Source organism: Allorhizobium sp. GW101-3B10, from assembly GCF_059424725.1.
Genome location: NZ_JBWKZR010000001.1, coordinates 1,867,822 through 1,887,413 on the forward strand (window position 1 = coordinate 1,867,822; position 19,592 = coordinate 1,887,413).

The 19,592-nt window shown below is 62.7% G+C and carries 24 protein-coding genes; 8 read left to right on the plus strand and 16 right to left on the minus strand.

From position 1 onward, the window contains the following. Position 1: 1 nt before the first annotated feature. Together AC07Y0_RS09035 and AC07Y0_RS09040 are read left to right on the plus strand one after the other, a co-directional pair. Positions 2-1,156, plus strand: a complete 1,155-nt coding sequence (locus AC07Y0_RS09035; protein WP_498676506.1) for an amino acid ABC transporter permease — start codon at positions 2-4, stop codon at positions 1,154-1,156. Between the two features lie 15 nt (positions 1,157-1,171). After that, the gene (locus AC07Y0_RS09040) at positions 1,172-1,945 is read left to right on the plus strand and encodes an amino acid ABC transporter ATP-binding protein (protein ID WP_498676507.1); all 774 of its coding nucleotides are present in this window, start codon (positions 1,172-1,174) and stop codon (positions 1,943-1,945) included. A 141-nt stretch (positions 1,946-2,086) separates the two neighbouring features. On the opposite strand, the gene AC07Y0_RS09045 is transcribed toward AC07Y0_RS09040, so the two are convergent. Next, entirely contained in the window at positions 2,087-2,848 is a 762-nt protein-coding gene (locus AC07Y0_RS09045) for a nuclease (protein WP_498676508.1), read from the minus strand. A 504-nt stretch (positions 2,849-3,352) separates the two neighbouring features. Between AC07Y0_RS09045 and AC07Y0_RS09050 the strand changes: the two genes are divergently transcribed. From AC07Y0_RS09050 to AC07Y0_RS09065, 4 genes are all read left to right on the plus strand, one after another. Further along, entirely contained in the window at positions 3,353-4,063 is a 711-nt protein-coding gene (locus AC07Y0_RS09050) for a DUF4145 domain-containing protein (protein WP_498676510.1), read from the plus strand. Positions 4,064-4,183: 120 nt separating this feature from the next. Continuing rightward, positions 4,184-4,390, plus strand: coding sequence for a hypothetical protein (locus AC07Y0_RS09055; RefSeq protein WP_498676512.1), 207 nt, complete (start codon positions 4,184-4,186; stop codon positions 4,388-4,390). Between the two features lie 2 nt (positions 4,391-4,392). Next, positions 4,393-4,734 (plus strand): hypothetical protein, encoded by a 342-nt coding sequence (locus AC07Y0_RS09060; protein ID WP_498676516.1) that lies wholly within the window; start codon positions 4,393-4,395, stop codon positions 4,732-4,734. A 15-nt stretch (positions 4,735-4,749) separates the two neighbouring features. Next, positions 4,750-5,472, plus strand: a complete 723-nt coding sequence (locus tag AC07Y0_RS09065; protein WP_498676518.1) for an SOS response-associated peptidase — start codon at positions 4,750-4,752, stop codon at positions 5,470-5,472. Between the two features lie 256 nt (positions 5,473-5,728). Here the strand turns inward: AC07Y0_RS09065 and AC07Y0_RS09070 are convergent, their stop codons facing one another. Beyond that, positions 5,729-6,022 carry a hypothetical protein gene (locus AC07Y0_RS09070; protein ID WP_498676519.1) on the minus strand — a complete coding sequence of 98 codons (294 nt, stop codon included), beginning with the start codon at positions 6,020-6,022 and terminating at the stop codon, positions 5,729-5,731. A 101-nt stretch (positions 6,023-6,123) separates the two neighbouring features. Between AC07Y0_RS09070 and AC07Y0_RS09075 the strand changes: the two genes are divergently transcribed. After that, complete coding sequence (locus tag AC07Y0_RS09075) at positions 6,124-6,279, plus strand: hypothetical protein (RefSeq protein ID WP_498676520.1); 156 nt, start codon at positions 6,124-6,126, stop codon at positions 6,277-6,279. 29 nt (positions 6,280-6,308) lie between these two features. Here AC07Y0_RS09075 and AC07Y0_RS09080 read toward each other — a convergent pair whose 3' ends face one another. The 4 genes from AC07Y0_RS09080 to AC07Y0_RS09095 form a co-directional block, all read right to left on the minus strand. Continuing rightward, the gene (locus AC07Y0_RS09080; RefSeq protein ID WP_498676524.1) at positions 6,309-6,689 is read right to left on the minus strand and encodes a hypothetical protein; all 381 of its coding nucleotides are present in this window, start codon (positions 6,687-6,689) and stop codon (positions 6,309-6,311) included. A gap of 2 nt (positions 6,690-6,691) precedes the next feature. After that, positions 6,692-6,931: a hypothetical protein gene (locus AC07Y0_RS09085; RefSeq protein WP_498676526.1), complete on the minus strand. Its 240-nt coding sequence runs from the start codon at positions 6,929-6,931 to the stop codon at positions 6,692-6,694. Next, positions 6,928-7,707, minus strand: coding sequence for a glycoside hydrolase family 19 protein (locus AC07Y0_RS09090; RefSeq protein WP_498676529.1), 780 nt, complete (start codon positions 7,705-7,707; stop codon positions 6,928-6,930). Before AC07Y0_RS09090 ends, AC07Y0_RS09085 begins: the two co-directional genes overlap by 4 nt. 301 nt (positions 7,708-8,008) lie before the next feature. Continuing rightward, entirely contained in the window at positions 8,009-8,161 is a 153-nt protein-coding gene (locus AC07Y0_RS09095) for a hypothetical protein (RefSeq protein WP_498676532.1), read from the minus strand. A 109-nt stretch (positions 8,162-8,270) separates the two neighbouring features. Between AC07Y0_RS09095 and AC07Y0_RS09100 the strand changes: the two genes are divergently transcribed. Beyond that, positions 8,271-9,218, plus strand: a complete 948-nt coding sequence (locus tag AC07Y0_RS09100; protein ID WP_498676534.1) for an alginate O-acetyltransferase AlgX-related protein — start codon at positions 8,271-8,273, stop codon at positions 9,216-9,218. Here AC07Y0_RS09100 and AC07Y0_RS09105 read toward each other — a convergent pair. From AC07Y0_RS09105 to AC07Y0_RS09150, 10 genes are read right to left on the minus strand one after another with little or no spacing between them, the layout of a single operon-like run. Beyond that, the gene (locus AC07Y0_RS09105) at positions 9,204-11,204 is read right to left on the minus strand and encodes a hypothetical protein (RefSeq protein ID WP_498676536.1); all 2,001 of its coding nucleotides are present in this window, start codon (positions 11,202-11,204) and stop codon (positions 9,204-9,206) included. The genes AC07Y0_RS09100 and AC07Y0_RS09105 overlap by 15 nt on opposite strands. 50 nt (positions 11,205-11,254) lie before the next feature. Further along, complete coding sequence (locus AC07Y0_RS09110) at positions 11,255-12,616, minus strand: glycine-rich domain-containing protein (RefSeq protein WP_498676539.1); 1,362 nt, start codon at positions 12,614-12,616, stop codon at positions 11,255-11,257. Positions 12,617-12,640: 24 nt separating this feature from the next. Next, entirely contained in the window at positions 12,641-13,465 is an 825-nt protein-coding gene (locus AC07Y0_RS09115; protein ID WP_498676541.1) for a hypothetical protein, read from the minus strand. Next, positions 13,455-14,540: a baseplate J/gp47 family protein gene (locus AC07Y0_RS09120; RefSeq protein WP_498676544.1), complete on the minus strand. Its 1,086-nt coding sequence runs from the start codon at positions 14,538-14,540 to the stop codon at positions 13,455-13,457. The genes AC07Y0_RS09115 and AC07Y0_RS09120 overlap by 11 nt, the downstream gene beginning before the upstream one ends. Continuing rightward, positions 14,512-15,048, minus strand: coding sequence for a phage GP46 family protein (locus tag AC07Y0_RS09125; RefSeq protein ID WP_498676546.1), 537 nt, complete (start codon positions 15,046-15,048; stop codon positions 14,512-14,514). The genes AC07Y0_RS09120 and AC07Y0_RS09125 overlap by 29 nt, the downstream gene beginning before the upstream one ends. Positions 15,049-15,056: 8 nt before the next feature. Continuing rightward, positions 15,057-15,539, minus strand: a complete 483-nt coding sequence (locus AC07Y0_RS09130) for a phage baseplate assembly protein domain-containing protein (protein WP_498676548.1) — start codon at positions 15,537-15,539, stop codon at positions 15,057-15,059. Next, complete coding sequence (locus AC07Y0_RS09135) at positions 15,539-16,579, minus strand: phage baseplate assembly protein (protein WP_498676551.1); 1,041 nt, start codon at positions 16,577-16,579, stop codon at positions 15,539-15,541. Before AC07Y0_RS09135 ends, AC07Y0_RS09130 begins: the two co-directional genes overlap by 1 nt. Positions 16,580-16,601: 22 nt before the next feature. Beyond that, entirely contained in the window at positions 16,602-17,225 is a 624-nt protein-coding gene (locus AC07Y0_RS09140; RefSeq protein WP_498676553.1) for a hypothetical protein, read from the minus strand. Beyond that, on the minus strand, positions 17,222-17,686 hold the full coding sequence (locus AC07Y0_RS09145; RefSeq protein WP_498676555.1) for a DNA circularization N-terminal domain-containing protein: 465 nt from the start codon (positions 17,684-17,686) through the stop codon (positions 17,222-17,224). Before AC07Y0_RS09145 ends, AC07Y0_RS09140 begins: the two co-directional genes overlap by 4 nt. Positions 17,687-17,695: 9 nt before the next feature. After that, positions 17,696-19,528, minus strand: a complete 1,833-nt coding sequence (locus tag AC07Y0_RS09150) for a phage tail tape measure protein (protein WP_498676557.1) — start codon at positions 19,526-19,528, stop codon at positions 17,696-17,698. Positions 19,529-19,592 lie beyond the last annotated feature (64 nt).

A 19,592-nucleotide genomic window follows, 5' to 3' on the forward strand; every position in this document is an offset into this window, starting at 1 on the left:
TATGGACACCGCAACCTCCTTCGTCCGACACACCTTCCTGCCCCCCGAGGCAGCGCCCCGGTCCGATTCGACGACACTCGGCTGGCTGCGCAAGAACCTCTTCGCAACGGTACAGGACACGATCCTGACGCTGGTCGCCATCGCGGCGATCGTCTACTACCTTCCCGGCCTGATCGACTGGCTGTTCCTGTCGGCGGTGTGGACCGGCCCCGACCGTTCCGTCTGCACCACGGCGGCGCAGGGCGGCATTCAGCCGGACGGCTGGAGCGGCGCCTGCTGGGCCTACGTCAACGACCGCTTCGTGCAGTTCATGTTCGGCTCCTATCCGCGCGGCGAACTTTGGCGGCCGTTGCTGGTGGTCGGCCTGTTCGTCGCCCTGCTCATCCCGTTCCTGATCCCCAAGGCGCCGCGCAAGGGGCTCAACGCGCTGCTGCTGCTCATCGGGCTGCCGATCGTCGCCTATGGCCTGCTGCTCGGCGGCTGGTTCGGCCTGTCGCATGTGGAGACCCCGCTCTGGGGCGGCCTGATGGTGACGATGATCCTGTCATTCGTCGGCATCGGCGTGTCGCTGCCGCTCGGCATCCTGCTGGCGCTCGGCCGGCGCTCGCCGATGCCGATCGTCCGGACCGTGTCCGTCGCCTTCATCGAGCTCATCCGCGGCGTGCCGCTGATCACGGTGCTCTTCATGGCCAGCGTGCTTCTGCCGCTGTTCCTGACGCCGGGCAACAATATCGACAAGTTCCTGCGGGCGCTCATCGGCGTGTCGATCTTCGCCTCGGCCTATATGGCGGAAGTCATCCGCGGCGGCTTGCAGGCCATTCCGAAGGGGCAGTACGAGGCGGCGGATGCACTCGGGCTGAGCTACTTCCAGAAGATGGCCTTCATCATCCTGCCGCAGGCGATCAAGCTAGTGATCCCGGGCATCGTCAACACCTTCATCGGCATCTTCAAGGACACCTCGCTCGTCACCATCATCTCGATGTACGACCTGCTCGGGGTCGTGAAGGCCTCGTTCGGCGACTCCGGCTGGCAGACGCCGGTCACGCCGCTCACCGGATTGATCTTCGCCGGTTTCGTTTTCTGGGTTTTCTGTTTCGGCATGTCGCGCTATTCGGGCTTCATGGAACGGCACCTCGATACCGGCCACAAAAAATAACGACAGGGGAAAACAATGGCTGAAGTCCAACCCACCAAGATGACCGTCTCGGACACCGACGTCGCGGTCGACATCATCAACATGAACAAGTGGTACGGGGATTTCCACGTGCTGCGCGACATCAATCTGAAGGTCATGCGCGGCGAACGCATCGTCATCGCCGGGCCGTCGGGGTCTGGCAAGTCGACGATGATCCGCTGCGTCAACCGTCTCGAAGAGCACCAGACGGGCCAGATCTTCGTCGACGGCATCGAACTGACCAACGACCTGAAGAAGATCGACGAAGTGCGCCGCGAAGTCGGCATGGTGTTCCAGCACTTCAATCTCTTCCCCCACCTGACGATCCTGGAAAACTGCACGCTGGCGCCGATCTGGGTCCGCAAGATGCCGAAGAAGAAGGCGGAAGAGATCGCCATGCACTTCCTCGAGCGCGTCAAGATCCCGGAACAGGCCAACAAATATCCGGGCCAGCTGTCCGGCGGCCAGCAGCAGCGCGTGGCGATCGCCCGTTCGCTCTGCATGAACCCGAAGATCATGCTGTTCGACGAGCCGACCTCGGCCCTCGACCCGGAAATGATCAAGGAAGTGCTCGACACCATGGTGGGCCTGGCCGAAGAAGGCATGACCATGCTGTGCGTCACCCACGAAATGGGTTTTGCCCGCCAGGTCGCCAACCGCGTGATCTTCATGGACCAAGGCCAGATCGTCGAGCAGAATTCGCCGGCCGAGTTCTTCGACAATCCGCAGCACGAGCGCACCAAGCTGTTCCTCAGCCAGATCCTGCACTGATCGCTGCATCGCAGACCAAGACAGAAAGCCCGCGCCGAACGCCGGCGCGGGCTTTTTTGATTGGGCGGTCGATGCTTGGCGCGGCCGACGTGTTCGGCCGGCTCGCCAATGCCGGCCTAAGCTGAAGTCAGCGGTGCGGCCTCACGGGCACCAGGACTGCCGCTTGCCGAAGCGCGGCTGGGCCAGCCCTTCCGCCACCAGCATGGCGCCGAGCGACCGACCGTCGCGCGTGACGACGCGCATGGTCGGACTGGCGGCCGAGACGTTCTGCCCCTTGAGTTCCGACAGTTCGAAGCGGCCGGCATTGAGCAGGTCGCGCAGCCGCACCTTGGCGGCAAAACCCTTGTCCCGCTCCTGCTGGCACTGGGCATCCTCGGTCGCCGGCGCCACCACGTCGGCCAGCACCAGGCGGCCCTTGCGGAACCAGAAGCTGTCGCCGGAGGCGACGCAATTGTCGAGGCCGGAGGTTCCGCAGAAATAGAACTTGCCGGCAAAACCCTTGCCGTCCTCAGAGGCATCCCCCGGACGGCCGCCTGGCACGGGCACGGCGGCGGGCGGCTTGACTGCGGCGGTGCCCACCGGGGCCGGCGGGATCGGCCCGCTGTCACGCGTGTCGGCGGGCTTCGCCGGCCTTGCGGGCGAGGTGTCCGCTTTCGGGCGCGCGGCCGCCGCATTACCGGCGCCGTTCCCGGCCGGCTTGCCAGACGGGTTCTTGGCGGCGCTGGGCAGATAGGCCGCGATCATCCGGGGCAGCTTGTCGCGATTGTCGTAAGCGGCAATCGCGCCGGCGACCAGGACCAGCGCCACGACCCACGGCCAGAGGCCGCCGCCGCTCGACGACTTCTTGCGCGCCGTGCTGCTGCGCTTGCGCGGCTTTCGCCTCGTATTGCTGGGACTTGCCATGAAAAACCCTCGCCTCGACGGCTGCCGATCGCTCCCATGCGATGGTCGCCAGCCCCATGACGGCGCGACCGGCCGAATCCGGCCGCGCGAATCATGCTGAGGCAGCGATAGCCGATTTGACCAGGGAAATGCCAGCGGCTCGTGCGTCCGGCGGGAAGGCGTATGGGTGGAAGATGGCGACCCCTGCAGTTGTATTAATAACGTATGATAACAGTCGCTTGAACGAAGGTGCGACTGAACGTGGTCCTGTTGAAATCATTTTAGTTTCGGAAACGCCATATCCCACCTTTCGGTATCTAGTGACAGCCCGCTATATTCCAGTTTGGGAACTCAGGATGATCTTCCCTTGGCTCGTCCTACGTCGATCCAGTCTCACAGGCACAGCACGGATATGGCAGTCACTCATAGAAGTAGGGACAGCCCCTTCAGAAACAGCACCAGTTTCATTACAGCCTAATGGATGCTTGTACTTAATTCGCGTCTTTTGTTCGATTGGGAGGTTCAATGGCGACGTTTGTGACAGACTGCCCACGATGCCCCGCAGTACATTCCACGTTCGACATACTTGGGCAGAACCAGATCGGTATCCGGTATGATTGGATGCGCATCATGGAAGTTTTTGCCGTCTGCCGTGGGTGCAGGGAAGGGTCAATATTCATAGCAGAACAGGCAGAGCTTAAGGACGGTTCCAGTCCAATTTGGGACGCACAAGGTATGCGGCAATACGATGGCTCGGTAGACCGACTTATACGCATTGCCAGGGTAGTCTCCGTTTCAGACAGGGCCGGGCGCCCCCTTCCAGAACACACCAATGGCAAGCTGGCGACGGCCTTCGAGGAGGCTGCGAGGTGTGAAGCGGCTGGATGCTGGAATGCGAGCGCGGCAATGTACCGGGCGACTATCGACCTCCTTACAAAGCCACTTCTCCCTCTTGATGGAGAGCCAAACTCTTTCGTCAGAAGGAACCTTGGAGCAAGGCTAGATTGGCTTTTTGCCAATGGCCTGCTTCCCCACGACCTACAGGATCATGCCAAGGCGATACAGTTGGATGGCAACGACGGAGTGCATGACGTGAATCTAACCAAGGTCGACGCCGCAGATGTTGGAGATTTCACGGAGCTGATAATTCAGCGGATGGTTACTATGCCACAACAACTTAAGGAAGCCGCAGCGCGAAGGCAGAAGCGACGAGCAACTGGCGATGCTGCGGACTAACACCAGCAAGGCAACTGCCAACTGGCTTGGGCCATTGACTCTCCGCCTCATGAGAACATATTGAGAACGAAAGCGAGGCGGCCGCTTTCGAATGCAATGCTGTTTTACGAGGACTGAGCCATGCACGCCGAACGCCAGGAACCTGAAACCATCCCGGAAGACCCCGTTGAAGCCGCTCTCGCCTGGCACCAGGGCGACCCGCGCGCGACGATCGCCACGCTGATCGAGGATTGCCGGCATCTGCGCCAACAGCTGGCACTGACGCAAGGCGCCATGAGCCGCGGCATGACGCGCGGCTGGACACCGAGCTTCGACCGAGGCGAATAGCCATGCCCGCCAGCAATTATCGCGGCCGGGCGCATCCTTATCTCGAAAACAAGATCCCGACGCTGGAAGATGCCGATGCGCTCGGCCAGTACGTGCGCGCCGGCTGCCTGCGCTGCAAGACAGTGCGCTTCTACCGACCGGCCGACATCAAGGCGCTGATCGGCGAGAACATCCATGTGCTGCACCTTCAGGACAAGTTCCGCTGCGCCACATGCCGGAGCAAGGAATACATGGCCGTCGAGTTCAAGATGCTGCTCGCCCGGGAAGTCCCGGGCCTGGTGGTTCGCGAGCTGGTCGAGGTCCAGTGGGTGAAAAGACCCATCTGGCGTGATAAAGAGCTCTGACCAAGGAGGCGCCCCATGTGCAATCTCTACAACGTCACGACCAATCAGGAGGCGATACGGGCTTTCACCCGCGCCATGGTCGACAATCTCGGCAACCTCGAGCCGTCCTTCGATGTCTACCCGGACCAGATGGCGCCGATCGTGCGCAACACGCCGGCCGGCCGCGAACTGGCGAGCGTGCGCTGGGGGCTGCCGAGTTCGCGCCAGGCGCTCTTCCAGGCCACCTCCAAGCGGGCCGACAAGCTGCGCGCCAAGGGCAAGGAGGTCGACTTCGAGCAGCTGCTGAAGATGGAACCGGACGGCGGCACGACGAACGTGCGCAACACCGCGAGCAAGCACTGGACGCGCTGGCTTGGCGCCGAAAACCGCTGCCTCGTCCCCATCACCCGCTTTGCCGAGCCGGACCCGGCCAGCAAGGTCGAGGGCGGGCGCACGCCGAATGCCTGGTTCGCACGCAGCACTGACCAGCCGCTGATGTGCTTTGCCGGGATATGGGTGCCGCAGTGGGAGAGCGTGCGCAAGGTCAAGGAAGGCCTGATCAAGGCCGACCTATACGCCTTCCTGACGACCGAGCCGAATGCGGTCGTGGCGCCGATCCATCCGAAGGCCATGCCGGTGCTGTTGACCGAGCCGGATGAAATCGAGATGTGGATGACAGCGCCCTGGGAGGAAGCCAAGGCGCTGCAGCGGCCCCTGCCCGAGGATCTACTGATCCTGCTGCCAGCGAGAGCGGCCTGATAAAACGGAGGAAGTCAGAAGGTGAGAATTGCCCTGCTCGTCCTGCTCGCCCTGCTGATGATGCTCACGCTCGCCGGAATCGGCCTGCAGGTCTGGCAATTGGTGCACTGACCTCAATGCACCTGTCGCCCGTCATCATCGCATCGAGACGCGTGAAGCGCCCCTCAAGTTGAGGTGAACACCAGCAGAAGCCAGCCGGCGACGATGATCGCCGTCCATTCCACCCGTGTCAGGTGCCACCGCCTTTGACGATCTCTCATTTGCGTAAGTCCTTCCAAGTTTCGATCAGCTTGTCAGGAGTAATGCGCATAGCCCACCGCATTGTTCCCTCCCCCGTCAATGTGACAAGGGCGGCGACCGGAATCCGATAGGCATCCGCCGGCCAGGACATGAAATGCAGCACCGGATCGGTGAACACCCAGGCCGAGAAGACGGCGGCCGAAACGGTCAGCAGTGCCCGTGTCGGCGAGTGCCATGGACTAGTGAGAAGCTTGAACAGCGCCGCGCCGGCAATGGCGACCCAAAACCGATAATCGAAGCTTGAGTTCATGCCGGGCGGTCCTTCTGTCAGGTGTCGAAAGCGAGTTGCAAATCTGTGACTAGCGGGAACCCGGCACCCGCGCTTTCCTGCCCTGGCAAAGGAGGAAAGCCATGAGCGAAATCCAACAGACCTTTCACCTGGCCATCCATGTTTCCGACGGGCATTGGATTGTGGTCTTTGTCAACAGCTTAGGCTTCGGCGAGATCCGGGTGCTGACCACGGCCGAGATGACGGCCCTCGTCGAGGCGCTTGAGGACGAGCCCTAACCATCACATGATGTCAGGGTATGGGGAATCTAGCGCCGCCCGCGAATGGCCGAGGCGATCGCCTGTGCCCCGGCGACCAGGCCGCCCGAGCCGAACAGCGAAACGACGATCTGGTCGGCATAGGGCTTGGTCGATGGCGGAAGATCGGCGATGTGCCCGGAGAACAGGAACACGCTGTCCAGCGCCACTGCCCCGTGCCAGATACCGACCGGCACGGCGAACAGCGCCCAGATGGCCCAGAACACCCGAGATTGCATCGCCGCCGCGCGGTTGTCCGCATCGGCGACCGCCACGCGCTCGACGACATTGCCGACGATCCGTTGGCGTTCCGTTTCGTTGTCGATCGACTTGTCGAGCGAGGACAGCACGCGATCGAGCGGCCCGCTGGTCAGCAATTTGATGATGCCCATGATCATCGTTTCTTGCTCCGGCTGATGCTCGCCTCGAGGTCGGTCGCCAGGACGGCCGGGCGCGGACGCATCCAGATGTTCACGAGGAATGCCGCCGCCACCACATAGCGCTGGTATTCGGTGGGAATGGCCGCCAGGATCTCCGGCGAGTTGATGAGGTCCGGCGCGACGATCAGCGCCGCAAAGAAGAGATTGGCCAGCCAGGTGCGGAACCGGACGACGGCCTCGAAAATGCGCTTCATGCCTTGTTTCCTTTCATGAGCGAGAGCAATGCGTTGACCAGCCCCGTCAGCCAGTCTGCCGTGCCACCCTTGCGGTCGATCACGACCGGCTTGACTTCGGCCGGCGGCTGCGGCTTCGCGGGCTCGGTGGGCGCTAGTGTGGGCGCAGGCGCAGGCGCCTTCGGCTCGGCCACGGGAACCCCACCAGCCTCCTGGATCGCGCCGAGAAAGGCGCTGTAGTAGCCGGCGATCGTCTGCCACTTGTCGGTGACGTTCACCGTGCGGCGCGCGTTTTTGAGGTCGTCCGGCCCATTTGACGGCAGGTAGAAGGCGATCCCCTTTCCCTTGCCGTTCCACCGCCCGTCCAGCAGCCCGCGAAAGAGAACACGCGCCGAGATCACCGGATCGAGCATCTTGTCGGGATAGGCGACGAGGTCATAGCCGGCGTCGGCTGACGAGCGATCGTAATTGTCGATCCAGGTGAGTTGCACCTGCCCGCGCCCGTAGTAGACATGGCCATACTTGCCGGCCGGCTTGCCATAGTCCCGCTGGGCGACGATCCGCCGCGCGCTGGCGTCATCCTTGGCAAAGCCCTCGCGCACCGGCACCATGCGCCGGCCGGTCTCGTGGTAGACCGTCGCCAGCGCATAGGCGAGCGTCTTCACCCGCCCGTCCCCATGGCTGACAAAAGCGTCCAGCAGCCCGTTGATCCCGTCGACCTGGGACTGGCTGAGCGACGATCCAAACACGGCTGTGCCCCGACGCCGCAGCGCCGCGAAGAGTTTTCCGCGATCCATGGGGATCTCCTTTTGGTGGTGATTATGTCAGCGACGACGCTCAAGCGTGCCGATTGCCGGGAGGCTTCTTGTCCAGGCCGTGAGATCCGGGTGCATTGCACCTCCCGAAAATTCCTCTTGGTTTGCCCTATCGGGCGCTAATGCAGATCGATGTCATCGATCCGCCTGGCCCGGCCTTTGAAGCCGTTCCATTCCATGGTGGTCTATCCTTTGTTGCGAAACCAAATCGCCGGGCGCGCGCCATCATGGCCGCACACGATTGCGCCGCGAGTAGGCTGGTCGGTGTTCGAAAATGCAGGCGTCAGTCTCGGCCGAGGTCGCTCAGCTTCTTGAGGCCGTCGGTCCTGACGAGGACGTTGCCCAGTGTGATCAGCGCCTCGCCGACATCATCGACGCGCCAGACCGTGGCCTGTTCCTCGTCGATGGCACTGCAAAGGCGCTCGCGGCGCTCCACACGTCTTCGTTGCAGCTTGACCTAAAGAACCACCTGGCATTAAGTACAGCAGCGATTAATGATCGGTGGCGTCGAATGTGTCGCAAGGCCGAGAACGTCGGGTTTGAACGTGACGAAGTATCTATTTGGCAGGGATGGCCATCTCTTTCTCGACAACGACAGCAATTCCGTCCAGGCGCAGACATCCGGTCAAGTATCCATCGATATGTTCGGGATGACTTGCATAAAGCAATCGCACGATATGGCGAAGCGCCGCGCTCGAGAGCGTGGATCCCATTACCTCCACATCATTGCCCCGAACAAGGAGACCGCATTCCGGCATTTTCTGTCAGATCCGGATGTCTATGAGCGATATGGCAAAACGCCAGTGAAGCAGTACTTTTCCAGCTTCCAGGATGCTCACGTCTGTTCATTCTTCAGCGAGGACGCACTATTACCCTCATCTGTATCCCCGTGCCCGTACGAACGCGGGGACAGCCATTGGACGGAGAGCGGATCACTCCACTATCTGAAGCTGGCATTCCAGCACTTCCGCCTCCATGCGGAATTTGAACGCTTGAGGTCCCTATCTACTGTAACAGAGATGACTTCATCCACTGGTGATCTATCGAAGATGGCAGTGTGCCCACCGGAAGATGTTGTCAGGATCAGATTGGCTTTCAGAAGGCAGCGCGCTTGCTTCTACAGCGACATCATCAACGAGGGATATGTACAACATTCATTTTGCGACGGGGGCACTGGTCGAGCGTTGGTGCTGCATGACAGTTTCGCTCACCGGCCACTCGATTTCTTGTCAGAGATTTTTGCGGAAACGCTGTTCGTACACTGCCCAGATTTCCTGCTTGATCTGGAAGAAGCATATAGGCCTGATATCATCATCAAGATCCAAGCCGAACGTTTTTTTCCTCATATCCCCATTGAGCGAAAATCGGCCGCCGAATGGCTCGCCGCCATAGAAGAGAAAAAAGGAAGCAACGGCTCCACTACCAAGTACCTTGCCGCGCTGACACGGCGAAGCTTCGCCACTATGGCTGGGTCAGCATCAATTCAGTTTTGAGATGAATTTCGCAAAACATGGGTGGTTGATCCAGCGAGCTCGTACCTTCGCCGAAATCGGCTCGCCAGACAACAATACAGCCATTATTTCGAAGGCCAGAGCTGCCAACTCCTGATTGGCTTTAATGAGTGGTGCTATGAATTCCTCATAGCGCAGCGCCTGCGCGCTTTTTGGATCGTTGACATCGTCCATCAGCCAGCCGGCGAAGTCCACCCCGTCGGGCAGCGACGCCCGAACCTCTTGCGCCAGGAGCCCAAAATGCTGACGCTTGCCCTCAATAGGCACATCGACAGGAACCTGGAAAATCCTCTTGACCTTTTGCATCCGTGGAATTGCACGCAGCACAGGACGGCGCACAGTCCGCGTCACCTGGGTTAGAACGGCAGGCTGTTCTTGCTTGTGCAGGTTCCCTTCAGAGTCACGATACTGGAGGGCCTCCCGCGGCACCAATTCCATAACGGGAAGCCCATCCTCTCCGACAACAGCCTCAACAACTTCCTCGAAAACCGGATTACCATCAGCATCCAGGACGGCCTCGCGATCGTAGACCTGAACTTGCCCGCGCTCTTTGCGGTAGCGCTTGACCTTCGCCGCGCCGTCAAAGTAGGAGTCGTCGATCCAGACATCACCATCTTCGGTGACTGGCTCCTCAACTTCCTCCTCGACATCAACCATTTCGATTCTTACACCGCCTTCCCTGAGGCGATAAGCCACCGCACGCTGCGCGAGGATAAATTCAAGACCTAGCGGGCTATCAATGATAGCTGTCTTCGATCGCGCATCGGAACCGACCGTCGGTGCATTCACGAAGTACGCGTTTGCAAAGCGCGCTGTTCCTACGGCACCCAGAGAATACGCATTGTCAGATCCAGGAAGAATGCTGCCGTTCGATGCGACATAGGCGCGAATTACGCCACCAGTCGAAAAGCCGACTGCGTCCTCGCCTACCCTATACATGCCGGTGTTTGTGTCACTGACAAAGGTGTAGGCGGGAATACCCTGTGATCCATTAGAGGTGTAGGTGCGGCCGGCACCGTCCACCCTGTAGATCATGCTGGCGGCCGTCCTATCCTTGGTGTAGGTCAGAAAATTTGCCCACGCCGCTCCAGACGCAGTTTGATCTTGGTCCGCGTGGTAGGCGGAATAAGGATCTCCCGCACGGGCCTCCGTCCAGAATCCGTAACCTTTGCCCCCCGATACTCCGCCCGCGCCTTCCTGAAAATTCTTAATCGCTTGTACAGCACGGACTATAGCGCCAGACGAGTCTCTCATATTGACCGAGCTCTCGTGTGCTAGGGCACCCCCAGTTCCGCCAGCCACCTTGTTGATATCGCTCAACGTTCCAGAGCAATCGCCGTTGACACCTTGGCCAACTGTGAGGAAATCAACATTTATTTCCCCGCCAGCTAAAGACGTCAGGTAGTTTGTCTTCAGCACCGAACGAAGGGATGCATAGTCCGCGGTGGATGGGCCGTTCGCGTTCCCCATAACTTCTCGCACAACAGCTTCCGTCGCCCTGGCACCGGCATACGTGGAAGGCGACGAGCTATGGCGGCGGCTCGCCACTCGCCAGGATCCGCCGAAGACTCCGTTCGCCCATTCCTCGCTGGTGGTGGTTGTCGTAAGCGACAAACCTCCATCTGCATTCAGCGGCTTGACGTTGAGCGCGGCCGGCACATCGGACCAAAATACGCTTTTGAGGGCGCCATCCGCCTCGCTATCAATAATGGCAATCTTGTCCATGCCAACAGGAGTAGCCTTGGTTGCCACTCCGTTGATCACGTTGCCGACATTGCCGGCATTTGTTACATTCGCCCCGGCTTCAATGCTGGCTAATTTCTCCCGCTCTGCACTCGTCATAACCTTATTGTCGGCCGTCTCCGAGAGATCGGCCACACTCCCTGACGTGGCGACCGGCGCGAGACCGAGCGCGGTTCCGGCGGGGTCTTTCTTGATGGCGAGACCGGCGACGAGTTCGACCGACATGATTGGCTCCCTTACTTATAGGTGGTGTCATTCCGCCTTGGACGTGCGGTCTAGTATTCGATGACGACCAGTCCGGCCGCACCGGCGCCGCCGGCGAACGACCCGATGGAGCCGCCGTTCCCTCCGCCGCCCGGAAACAGGCCGGCAGCCCCGACACCACCGATGGAGATCGTCGGAGATCCAGACCCCATTCCGGCACTTCCGCCGATGCCGCCAGCCGGTGATGTCCCGACGAGGAAGGCGATGCCGGCGCTCGACCCGGAAACCGCAAAGGAGCCGGTCCCGCTACCGCCAACCCCGGCAAGGCTTGTCTGCAATCCGCCGTTTCCCGCATATCCCATGCCCCCGCCGGATGCGCTGACGTAGCCGCCGAATGAGGAATTGCCACCGTTGTTCCCGTTGCTCGGCGCGGATATTCCGCCAGCCCCGGCGGCACCGACGGTAACCGGGATGATCTGTCCTGGTGTCACGGATACGATGCCCTCCGCATACCCGCCACCACCGCCGCCGCTTCCCGCACCGCCGCTTCCGGCAGACCCGCCGCCACCGCCACCGCCACCCCAGACGCGAGCCCTGACGCGGTAGACATCGGCGGGCACGGTAAAGTTGGCGGATGCTATGAACTGCTGCGTGTTGCGGGCAGGAATGTTGGCCGGCGAGAAATTGGCGATCTGTAGGTTCGTTCCGTCATAGACAAGCAGCGCCGTCTGGCCGGCAACGAGATCGTTCGCCTTCGTCGCAGAGCCATTGGCGCGGACGACTGGTTTAACGCCTCCCCCGAAATCAGCCGTCGTGGCGCCCGTGACCGTGTTCGCGATCTTGATGCTGTAGACGCTGCCGCTCTTGTAGGACGTGACCGGAGGGTCGACTGTCGCGACGATCGCATTTGCCGCGCCACTCGTATCCGTCCCGACATGTACGAGGCTCTTGTCCGGCAGAACGATACCGAGGACCTGAAAGGCGGTTCCGTCGTAGCAGAAGGAGACAAGGTCATCCGCCGCCCACTCGCCGCCGGAGATCGCCGCGCCGCCACGTCCGACGACGCTGGTCGCGCCCAGCCCGTTGACGTTCAGCGTCACCGGGCCTGTCGGCGATGCTCCGGCGAGCACCAGGATCGGCATATACAGAATATCGGCATATGCAGTCGGGGCGGGGTCAAGCATCACCGTCATGGCGTTCGCAGTCCCTGCCGCCGGGGCGAAGTTCATCTTTTGGCTCTGGACCGCCTTTGCCAGTTGCAACACGGATTGCTGCGGCGTCAGGCCGGACGACGTGATGATATCAAGCAGCTCCGCCTGTATATCGTTGAAGAAATCGGCAGGGACAGCTGACCCTCGGGTGGCAGTCGCCGTGTTCCTGTCGACATAGGGTGCGTCCGGATCAGCCGATCCGAAAGGAGCGATGTAGCGCATGGAGCGTCCGCCTCGGTTGAGATGTCAGGGAGTTGTGAAGATGAAGACGTACTCGCCGTCGACGGTGATGTACTGACGAGGATAGGAGTTCTCGAGGTACACCCACTCTGCCCCGGCCGGGGGATCGACGGGCGGGCGTAGTGCATCAAGGGCGAGCACGGGAATGGTCCACGCCGGAGAGATCCGGCGCAGAATGCAGAGCAGCCGCTCTGCGTCTCCGATTGAAAAAAGCGGGTCGTAACCACATTCGGACTCACCCGCTCGGAAATAGTCGACCGCCAGGTCGGCGACGTAGATGATCCAGTAGATTTCTTCGCGCGGGCTGCCGATTTCGTGTTGACCGCCACATTCGGAAAATCCGCACTCGAATATGGCCGGTTCCTCGCTCGCGATTTCGAAGCCGTAGCTGGACGCTACACGGATAAAATCACCAGGTGTGATGGCTGCGACCGAGGCGACGCGCGCCTCCAGGGCACGCAGCCGCTCGGAGACGGATGCCGCGCCGCTGACGCAACTGTCTGGAAGACCATATTCCGCTTCCCATTCGGCGAGCAGCGCGTCGACGCCGAAGACGGAGCTTTCCAGCGCCAGCCGGTAAGCGCGTGCATAGAGCGTTTCGAACGGCGACAGTAAAACCCGTGTCAGGCGCGCGATTACACTCGAAAGCGGGATCGCCTCGCCGTCCGGGGTGCCGAACGCCGCGCCCGGCGGCCAGAAGGTCAGAGCCGCGCCAATCAGGTCGTCGTTTGCCGGGTTCGCGAGGCTGTCCCACGGCTGTGCGGCCGGGACAATTTCCGCGAGCGTGCTCGCCGCCTCCGTATAGGTGTTTGATCCCGGATCACGCGACATAGGAGAAGGTCCCGTTGACCGGGAATTGCCCGGCCGTCAGGGTGATGTCACCGGCGGGTGCCACCAGCGTATGCCGGTCTTCGCCGGAGACGCCGGAGATCACCTCGGAAATCCAGCTCTTCGGCAGCACGAACGGGTCACCGGTGAGCCCCGGCCGGCAGCGCGCGATATACATCGCGGCGATCCCCGCTTCGATCGCCGCGCGCACCTCGTCGGTGTCTTCGGAAAGGCCGGAGACAGTCACGTCGACCACTCGCGCCACCGGCGCCACCGCCACGCTGTCGTCCACCCGGATCAGCCGTTTTGCATCGATCGCCGCCTGCACGACGGCCACATCGGAGGCCTGTGGTATGGAGTTCGTCCGCCCGGAGAAAAGGAAGTAGACGACCAGCATCCCCGGTGCATTCTGCGGTCGGAAGGCCCATGCCTTGAGGACGCCGGGCACTTCCATCGCAATGCGCTCGTAGTCGGTCAGCGTGCCGCCGCCCGGCGGGTTGCGCTTGCGGGCGACCCCGCGCGAGCGCAGGCTCTCGATGCTCTCGGCATCCGCCCCGCCGCCGATCCCCGCCCCGCCGACCGTCCATGTCGCGCCGAGCGACGGATAGAGGCCGGGATCGGCGAGCGTCAGCAGGCCGCCCGCATCGCGGTTCGCGGCCGCGCCCTTGCTCTCCGAAGTGACGGAGAGCGTCATCGTGCCGTCTGCGGCCGAGGTCGCGCCGGCCGTCGAGACAAAGGTCACGTTTCCGGAGACGAAGCGGATGCCGGAGGGATAGGTGGTCACAGCCGCCCCCGTCCCGCCGATCGCACCCGTCGCGGACGAGGCCGGCTTCGGGTAGATGCCGACTTCGGAAGCATGCAGCCGCACCCAGCGCTCGTCGGTCGCGGTCGAGAGCAGGATCTGGCGCGCCAGCGCCCCCATGCGCAGCTCGAATTCGTGCGTCAGTCCGGAAACGACCTTGGCGATCACTGTCACCAGGTTATTCTTCAGCGAAGTGTCGGTTCCGGGGAGGTACTGCCGGAACGAGCCGCGCAGCCGCGCCGAAATCTCATCCAGCGAGCGGATTTGCCACGCCATCGATCTGCCCCCAAAGCATCTGGAATTTCCGGTTGTAGGCGAGGCTGCCGCTCTTTCCGTAGAGCATGACCTCGAAGTCGATCCGATTTTGCGAACGGTCGGCCGTCACCGTGACGTCGATCGATGCAACCGCACCCTGGTCGATCAACGTCTGCAGCGCCGCCCGCACATGATCCTCGATCTCAGTCTCGATCCCGTCGGTGATCGCGCGCCGCCGCAGGAGCCAGAGCTTCGATCCGATAGGTGTCTCGCCGGCCGCGAGGTCGAAACAGTCGCCGAACCAGCCGCGGTTCGCCACCCCGTCCGGCAGCTCGCTCGCGTCGACCCGGGCATCCGCCATCAGCGAGACGAGCACCTGCGTCGCAAGGCCCTGCTCCGCCTTCAGGTCGCCGGGCGCCAGCGGGTGGGTCAACGCGTTGATCGCGAGATCGCCGCGCTCGCCGTCCCAGACAAGATCTGGCGCGCGATAGGGCTCCTCCGCCGTCTCGACGGGAATGATCTTCAGCACGATGATCCTCAGCCGTTTGGAACGTCCGTGTTGCCGCTACCCGGCAAGACGCCGCCATGGGTGTGCGTATCGTCCACCGGAACGCCGTTCACCTTCAGGTACCCGCCGGTGATATCGACGCCGGCGTCGGAAACCGTCAGTGTCACGCCGCCCTTGGTGATCGAATAGGCGGAGCCCGCCACGTTGATGACGATCCCGTCGGCGCCGAGCAACTTGATGATATTGCCGGCGGCGTCGTAGATCGCCGAGCAACCGGCCGGCAGGTCGGCCGGCCGGTGTCCCGGATGCTCGAGGCCGAGCACATAGGCGCTGTCCGGATCGGTTGAGACGATGAGCCCCTTCGATCCCTTCGGCGGTGAACTGGCGAAGCCGTGCGGCTCGACGCGGTGTATGCGGGTGAACCCGTCGCCGTAGAACCCGCGCCCGGAGACGAACTGCTGCCCGCCCTTTTCCTCGACGCGGCCGTCGAACTCGAAGCGCCGGATCTGCATCACTCGTCCTCGTAGCTCGCCCGGATGTCGCCGGGTGCGGCATAGCCTACGGCGCTCCCGCCATTCGGGTTCTCGCCGCCGAGCGCCCGCGGATCGGCGAGCGTCAGTTGAGCCTCGGTCCGCTCACCCTGCGACAGCGTCACCGACTTGATGATCATTTTTCCCGAAAGCCCAAGCCACTCGTCATTGACCTCGATCAGCCAGTTCGGCGTCCAGATCGTGCCGCCGGCATCCCGCCAGCCGCTGACAGTGATCGACGCCGTCGAGCCGTTCCCCGCCGCCCGTTTCGCCTGCCATTCGGCTCGCTTCGTCATGCGGTCGATCGTCACCTCGCCTTCGTGCGGCAGGATCAGCACCCGCTTGCGCGAGACACCGCTGTCGGTGACGGATGTCTCCGGGCGAAGCTGCGGCTTTTCCACCCCCTCGCCCGCCTGCCCGCGCACCTTCACGTCGGAATAGCGGCCCTGCTCGGTGAAGGTCGCCGAGCCGGAGAGAATGTTGATCCCTTTGATCAGCCCGCCGGAATGCGTGCCTTCCGGTTTCGTCGCGAGTTTCAGCCGGCCCTTTTCCGTATCGTGGATCAGCACGCCGCGCCCGCGCGCCCGCCGCTCGATCGAGGCGAAGGCGCTTTCGCCGGGGATGAGCTTGTGCCGCATCTCCTTCGGAAAGCTTGCATCGCTTTCGATCCCGATTCCTTGAGTGTCGAGTTCCTTTGCGATCGCCGCAAGATCCTTGTCGAGGATTTCCCCGGACGGGTGATCGGCCGAACACTCGACATAGTCGATCGTCCGCGACACGAGGCTGACGGAAAGCGACCGGTCGGCCTCGCTGTGTGCAGGATTGATGTCGCGCACATAGCCGGTCAGCAGTGTGGTGCCGCCTGCCTTCAGCGTCACCGCCTGGCCGATGGAGACGGGCACGCCGGAGCCGGTAACGACGAGGTCGAGCGTCGCCGTCCGCACCGCCTCCTCGGCCGAGATGCTGATCGAACAGCTTTTGATCGGCGGCAGGCCAAAGCATGTGACGGTTTCGAGGATCATGGCACCCTGCGGCGAGAGAAGATCAGCTTTCCAGCGCCTCGAAGGCGCTCGGCATCAGCATCGGCGTCATGCTCCCGGCGATCTCCGCCACCGCCCCGGCCCGGCTTGCATCACCGTAGAGCGCATGGGCAACGACCGCCGACGGCAACGAAATTCCCGTCTCGACCCGCACCATCGGCACGGCGTTCGCGGCGATGTCAGAGACGATCCGGATCGCTACCGCGCTCACATCCGAAACGAAGGCATAGAGCCCGGCGCCGTCGGCGCCGAGGTCGGAGGCGACCGAAAGCGCCGTCTCCGTCGCCGCGGCGATGGCCGAGCGGGCATCCCTTGCCGCCGGGCGCGATGGCCAGTCAATCCGCGGGCCGGAAACGGAGAGCCCCGTCACGACGAGGATTGCGAAGGACTGCGCTGTCTCCTCGTCGAGATCAGCCGGTGCAGTGAACAGCGAAAAATCGGCGGGCGCCGAAGCGTTCTCCGCGACGATGCGCACGAGCTGCAGCGCCTCCTCGCAAAAGCTTGGCCCGTCCAGTGCGGGCGCGGCGGCGATCCTGTCGTCGATCGCCTCGCGGTCTATAGTGTCGGTCACCAGCGCCGCCGCCAGTTCGCCGATCCATCCGAGAACGGTACTGCGCGAAGCGGTCATCGGAACAACCCCGAAAACGACAGAGCTGCAGCTGAAACCCCGGCGGAGAAGGCCACGGACAGGTCGCCGAGTCCGATGGCCGCGACGCCGCTTGCCCCTGCGGGGATCGCTGTGAAGCCGAAGGCGATATAGCCCATGCGGTCGCGTTCGCGCATCCGCGAGAAATCCTCGACATAGGCGAGCCGCCCGCTTTCGGTCGGAAGCGTCAGCAGGCCGGGCCCCGGCGCCATGCAGGCCGCGCGCAGTGCCGCGGCCTTCACGTCGGCGAGATCGGAGGTCAGGTAGGCCGTGACCGAGAAGCGCTCGGTCTTCGCCCCCATCTCCTCGACCAGCGTCGAATAGCCGCCCGCATATTCATGCAGGCCGAGCCTTTTCCCGCCGTCATGGATGTCGCTTTCCACGAAAAAGGCAACGCCGCGAAAACTGGCGCGCCGCAGCGTCTTGATCCAGTCCCTTGCCATGATCTCACCTCACCGCGGCCCGAACGTCGAAGGCGGCATGCTGCGGCCCGTATCGGCGTTGACCGCCTTTGTCTGCGGCTGCGTGACGCTCCCCAGCCGGTTGATTGCACCGGCGGCCGTCGCCAGCTTCTCCGCCGCACGCTCGATGGCCGCGCCGACGTCGTAGCCGGCAACCTTGAAGAAGGCAGCGCCATCCTCGATCGCCTTGCCGGCGTCCTTGCCACCCTGCGCCACCGCCTGTCCCGCCTGTTCGCTCTCGTGCTTGAAGCCGATGTCGATTTTCAGCGCATCCTTCAGCTCCTGCTTGCTCGGAATGCGGAAGGGCGGTTCGCCCATGTTAGCCGGAACAGTGATCGTCGAAGCCGCCGCCTTGACTGCCGGCTGCGACCGGACTGGCGCATCGACCGTTGACGGCCTCGGAGTAGGAAGCGGAATGGCCCCGGTACCGCCGCCGGGGAACTCCGGCAACAGGATCTTCTGGTTCTGCCGCCCGATTGACGCCTTGAAGGCGCCGCTCTCGTATTGCCGGCGATAATACTCCCCGATGGCAGATCGGTCCGAATAGCCGCCGGCGATCGCCATCCGCATCTTCTCGTCGGCGCTGCTGGTGAGCCCGAACTTCGTCCTGTCCCAGAACCCGTGCACGCCTGATTTTTCTAGGCCGGCATTGACCGAAGCGTGATAGTCGAGGTTCGATGACAGCGCGTCCATACCCTCTGTCGCGACTGGAGCGATCGCCCCGCCGAAGGCCGTCTTGAGTCGCTCCCAGCTGTTCGACATCCGGTCTACCGAGGCCTGCGTGTCGGACATCACCTTGTTTACGTCACGCCAGACCGTCCCATTCACCTCGGCCGAGTTCATCACCTTCAGGAACCGCTCCAGGCTGTCGGAACTGGTCATCAGAGACTGCATGCCGAGCCGGAATTCCTGGTCGGTGAAGAGCAGCGGCAGCTTCGTATAGTCGCCGTCGATTGCTTCCTTCGACAGCCGCACGAAGGCGGAGACGGCATCCTCGCCGGCCGCGGCGGCGGCCTTCATTTCCTTGCGGAGGTCGATACCGAACTCGCCGAACTTCTTCATGGTCTCGCCGGAGAACATCTTGCCGAAGATGTTCTGCGCCTGCGTCGCCGCGGCGCTCGCATCTCCGGTATCCTCACGGATCGTCTGCAGGATGGCGACCAGTCGCCTCAACCCGTCCTCGCCACGGTAGCCGAGAGATGAGAAGCTGTTGGCGAGCGACGGGATATACTGCGCCATGTCTTTCAGTTCGAACTGTCCGGCCTTGCCGCCGGTCACCATGATGTCGAAAGCTCGCTGCAGCTGCGCCGTTTCGATCTTCAGCGCATCGGCGGCCTTGAGGCCGGTATTGGCGATGTCCGCGGTCGCAGCACCCGAGGCCTGCGCCGTCGCCAGCACCGAAGGCAGGAAGGCCATCGCCTCCTCGAGGGATTTGCCGGACGCGACCAGAGTGTCCAGTGCCTCGATCGCTGGCTGCACGCTGTCGTAGTTCAAATCCTTTGCGACGCGCTGCGCCTCGGCGAATGCCTCGGATGTCTGTTTCGCGCTGGCGTCTGCCGTGATCCCGATGCGGGTCATCTGCCGCTCCAGCGCTGCGAATTCGGTGATGCTCGCCTTCACCCCGTAGGCGAGCGCTGCAGGCGCGGCGTAGCGCGCGATCGTCGCATACATCTCCGCCGTGGATCGCATCAGCATGCCTTGCTGCCGATTGTAGGCGGCCGCGCGGCGGTTGATCTCACCCATCTTGTCGGCAACGCCTTTGAAGACACGGCCGGTCTTGTCGACCGCCGATATCTTGAGCCTCGCCTCGACTTCGCGCATCATGATTTGCCCTTGTTTCGATGGGTGAGCGCCCTTCCGGTCCACCAGCCGATCTGCCGGACCGTCA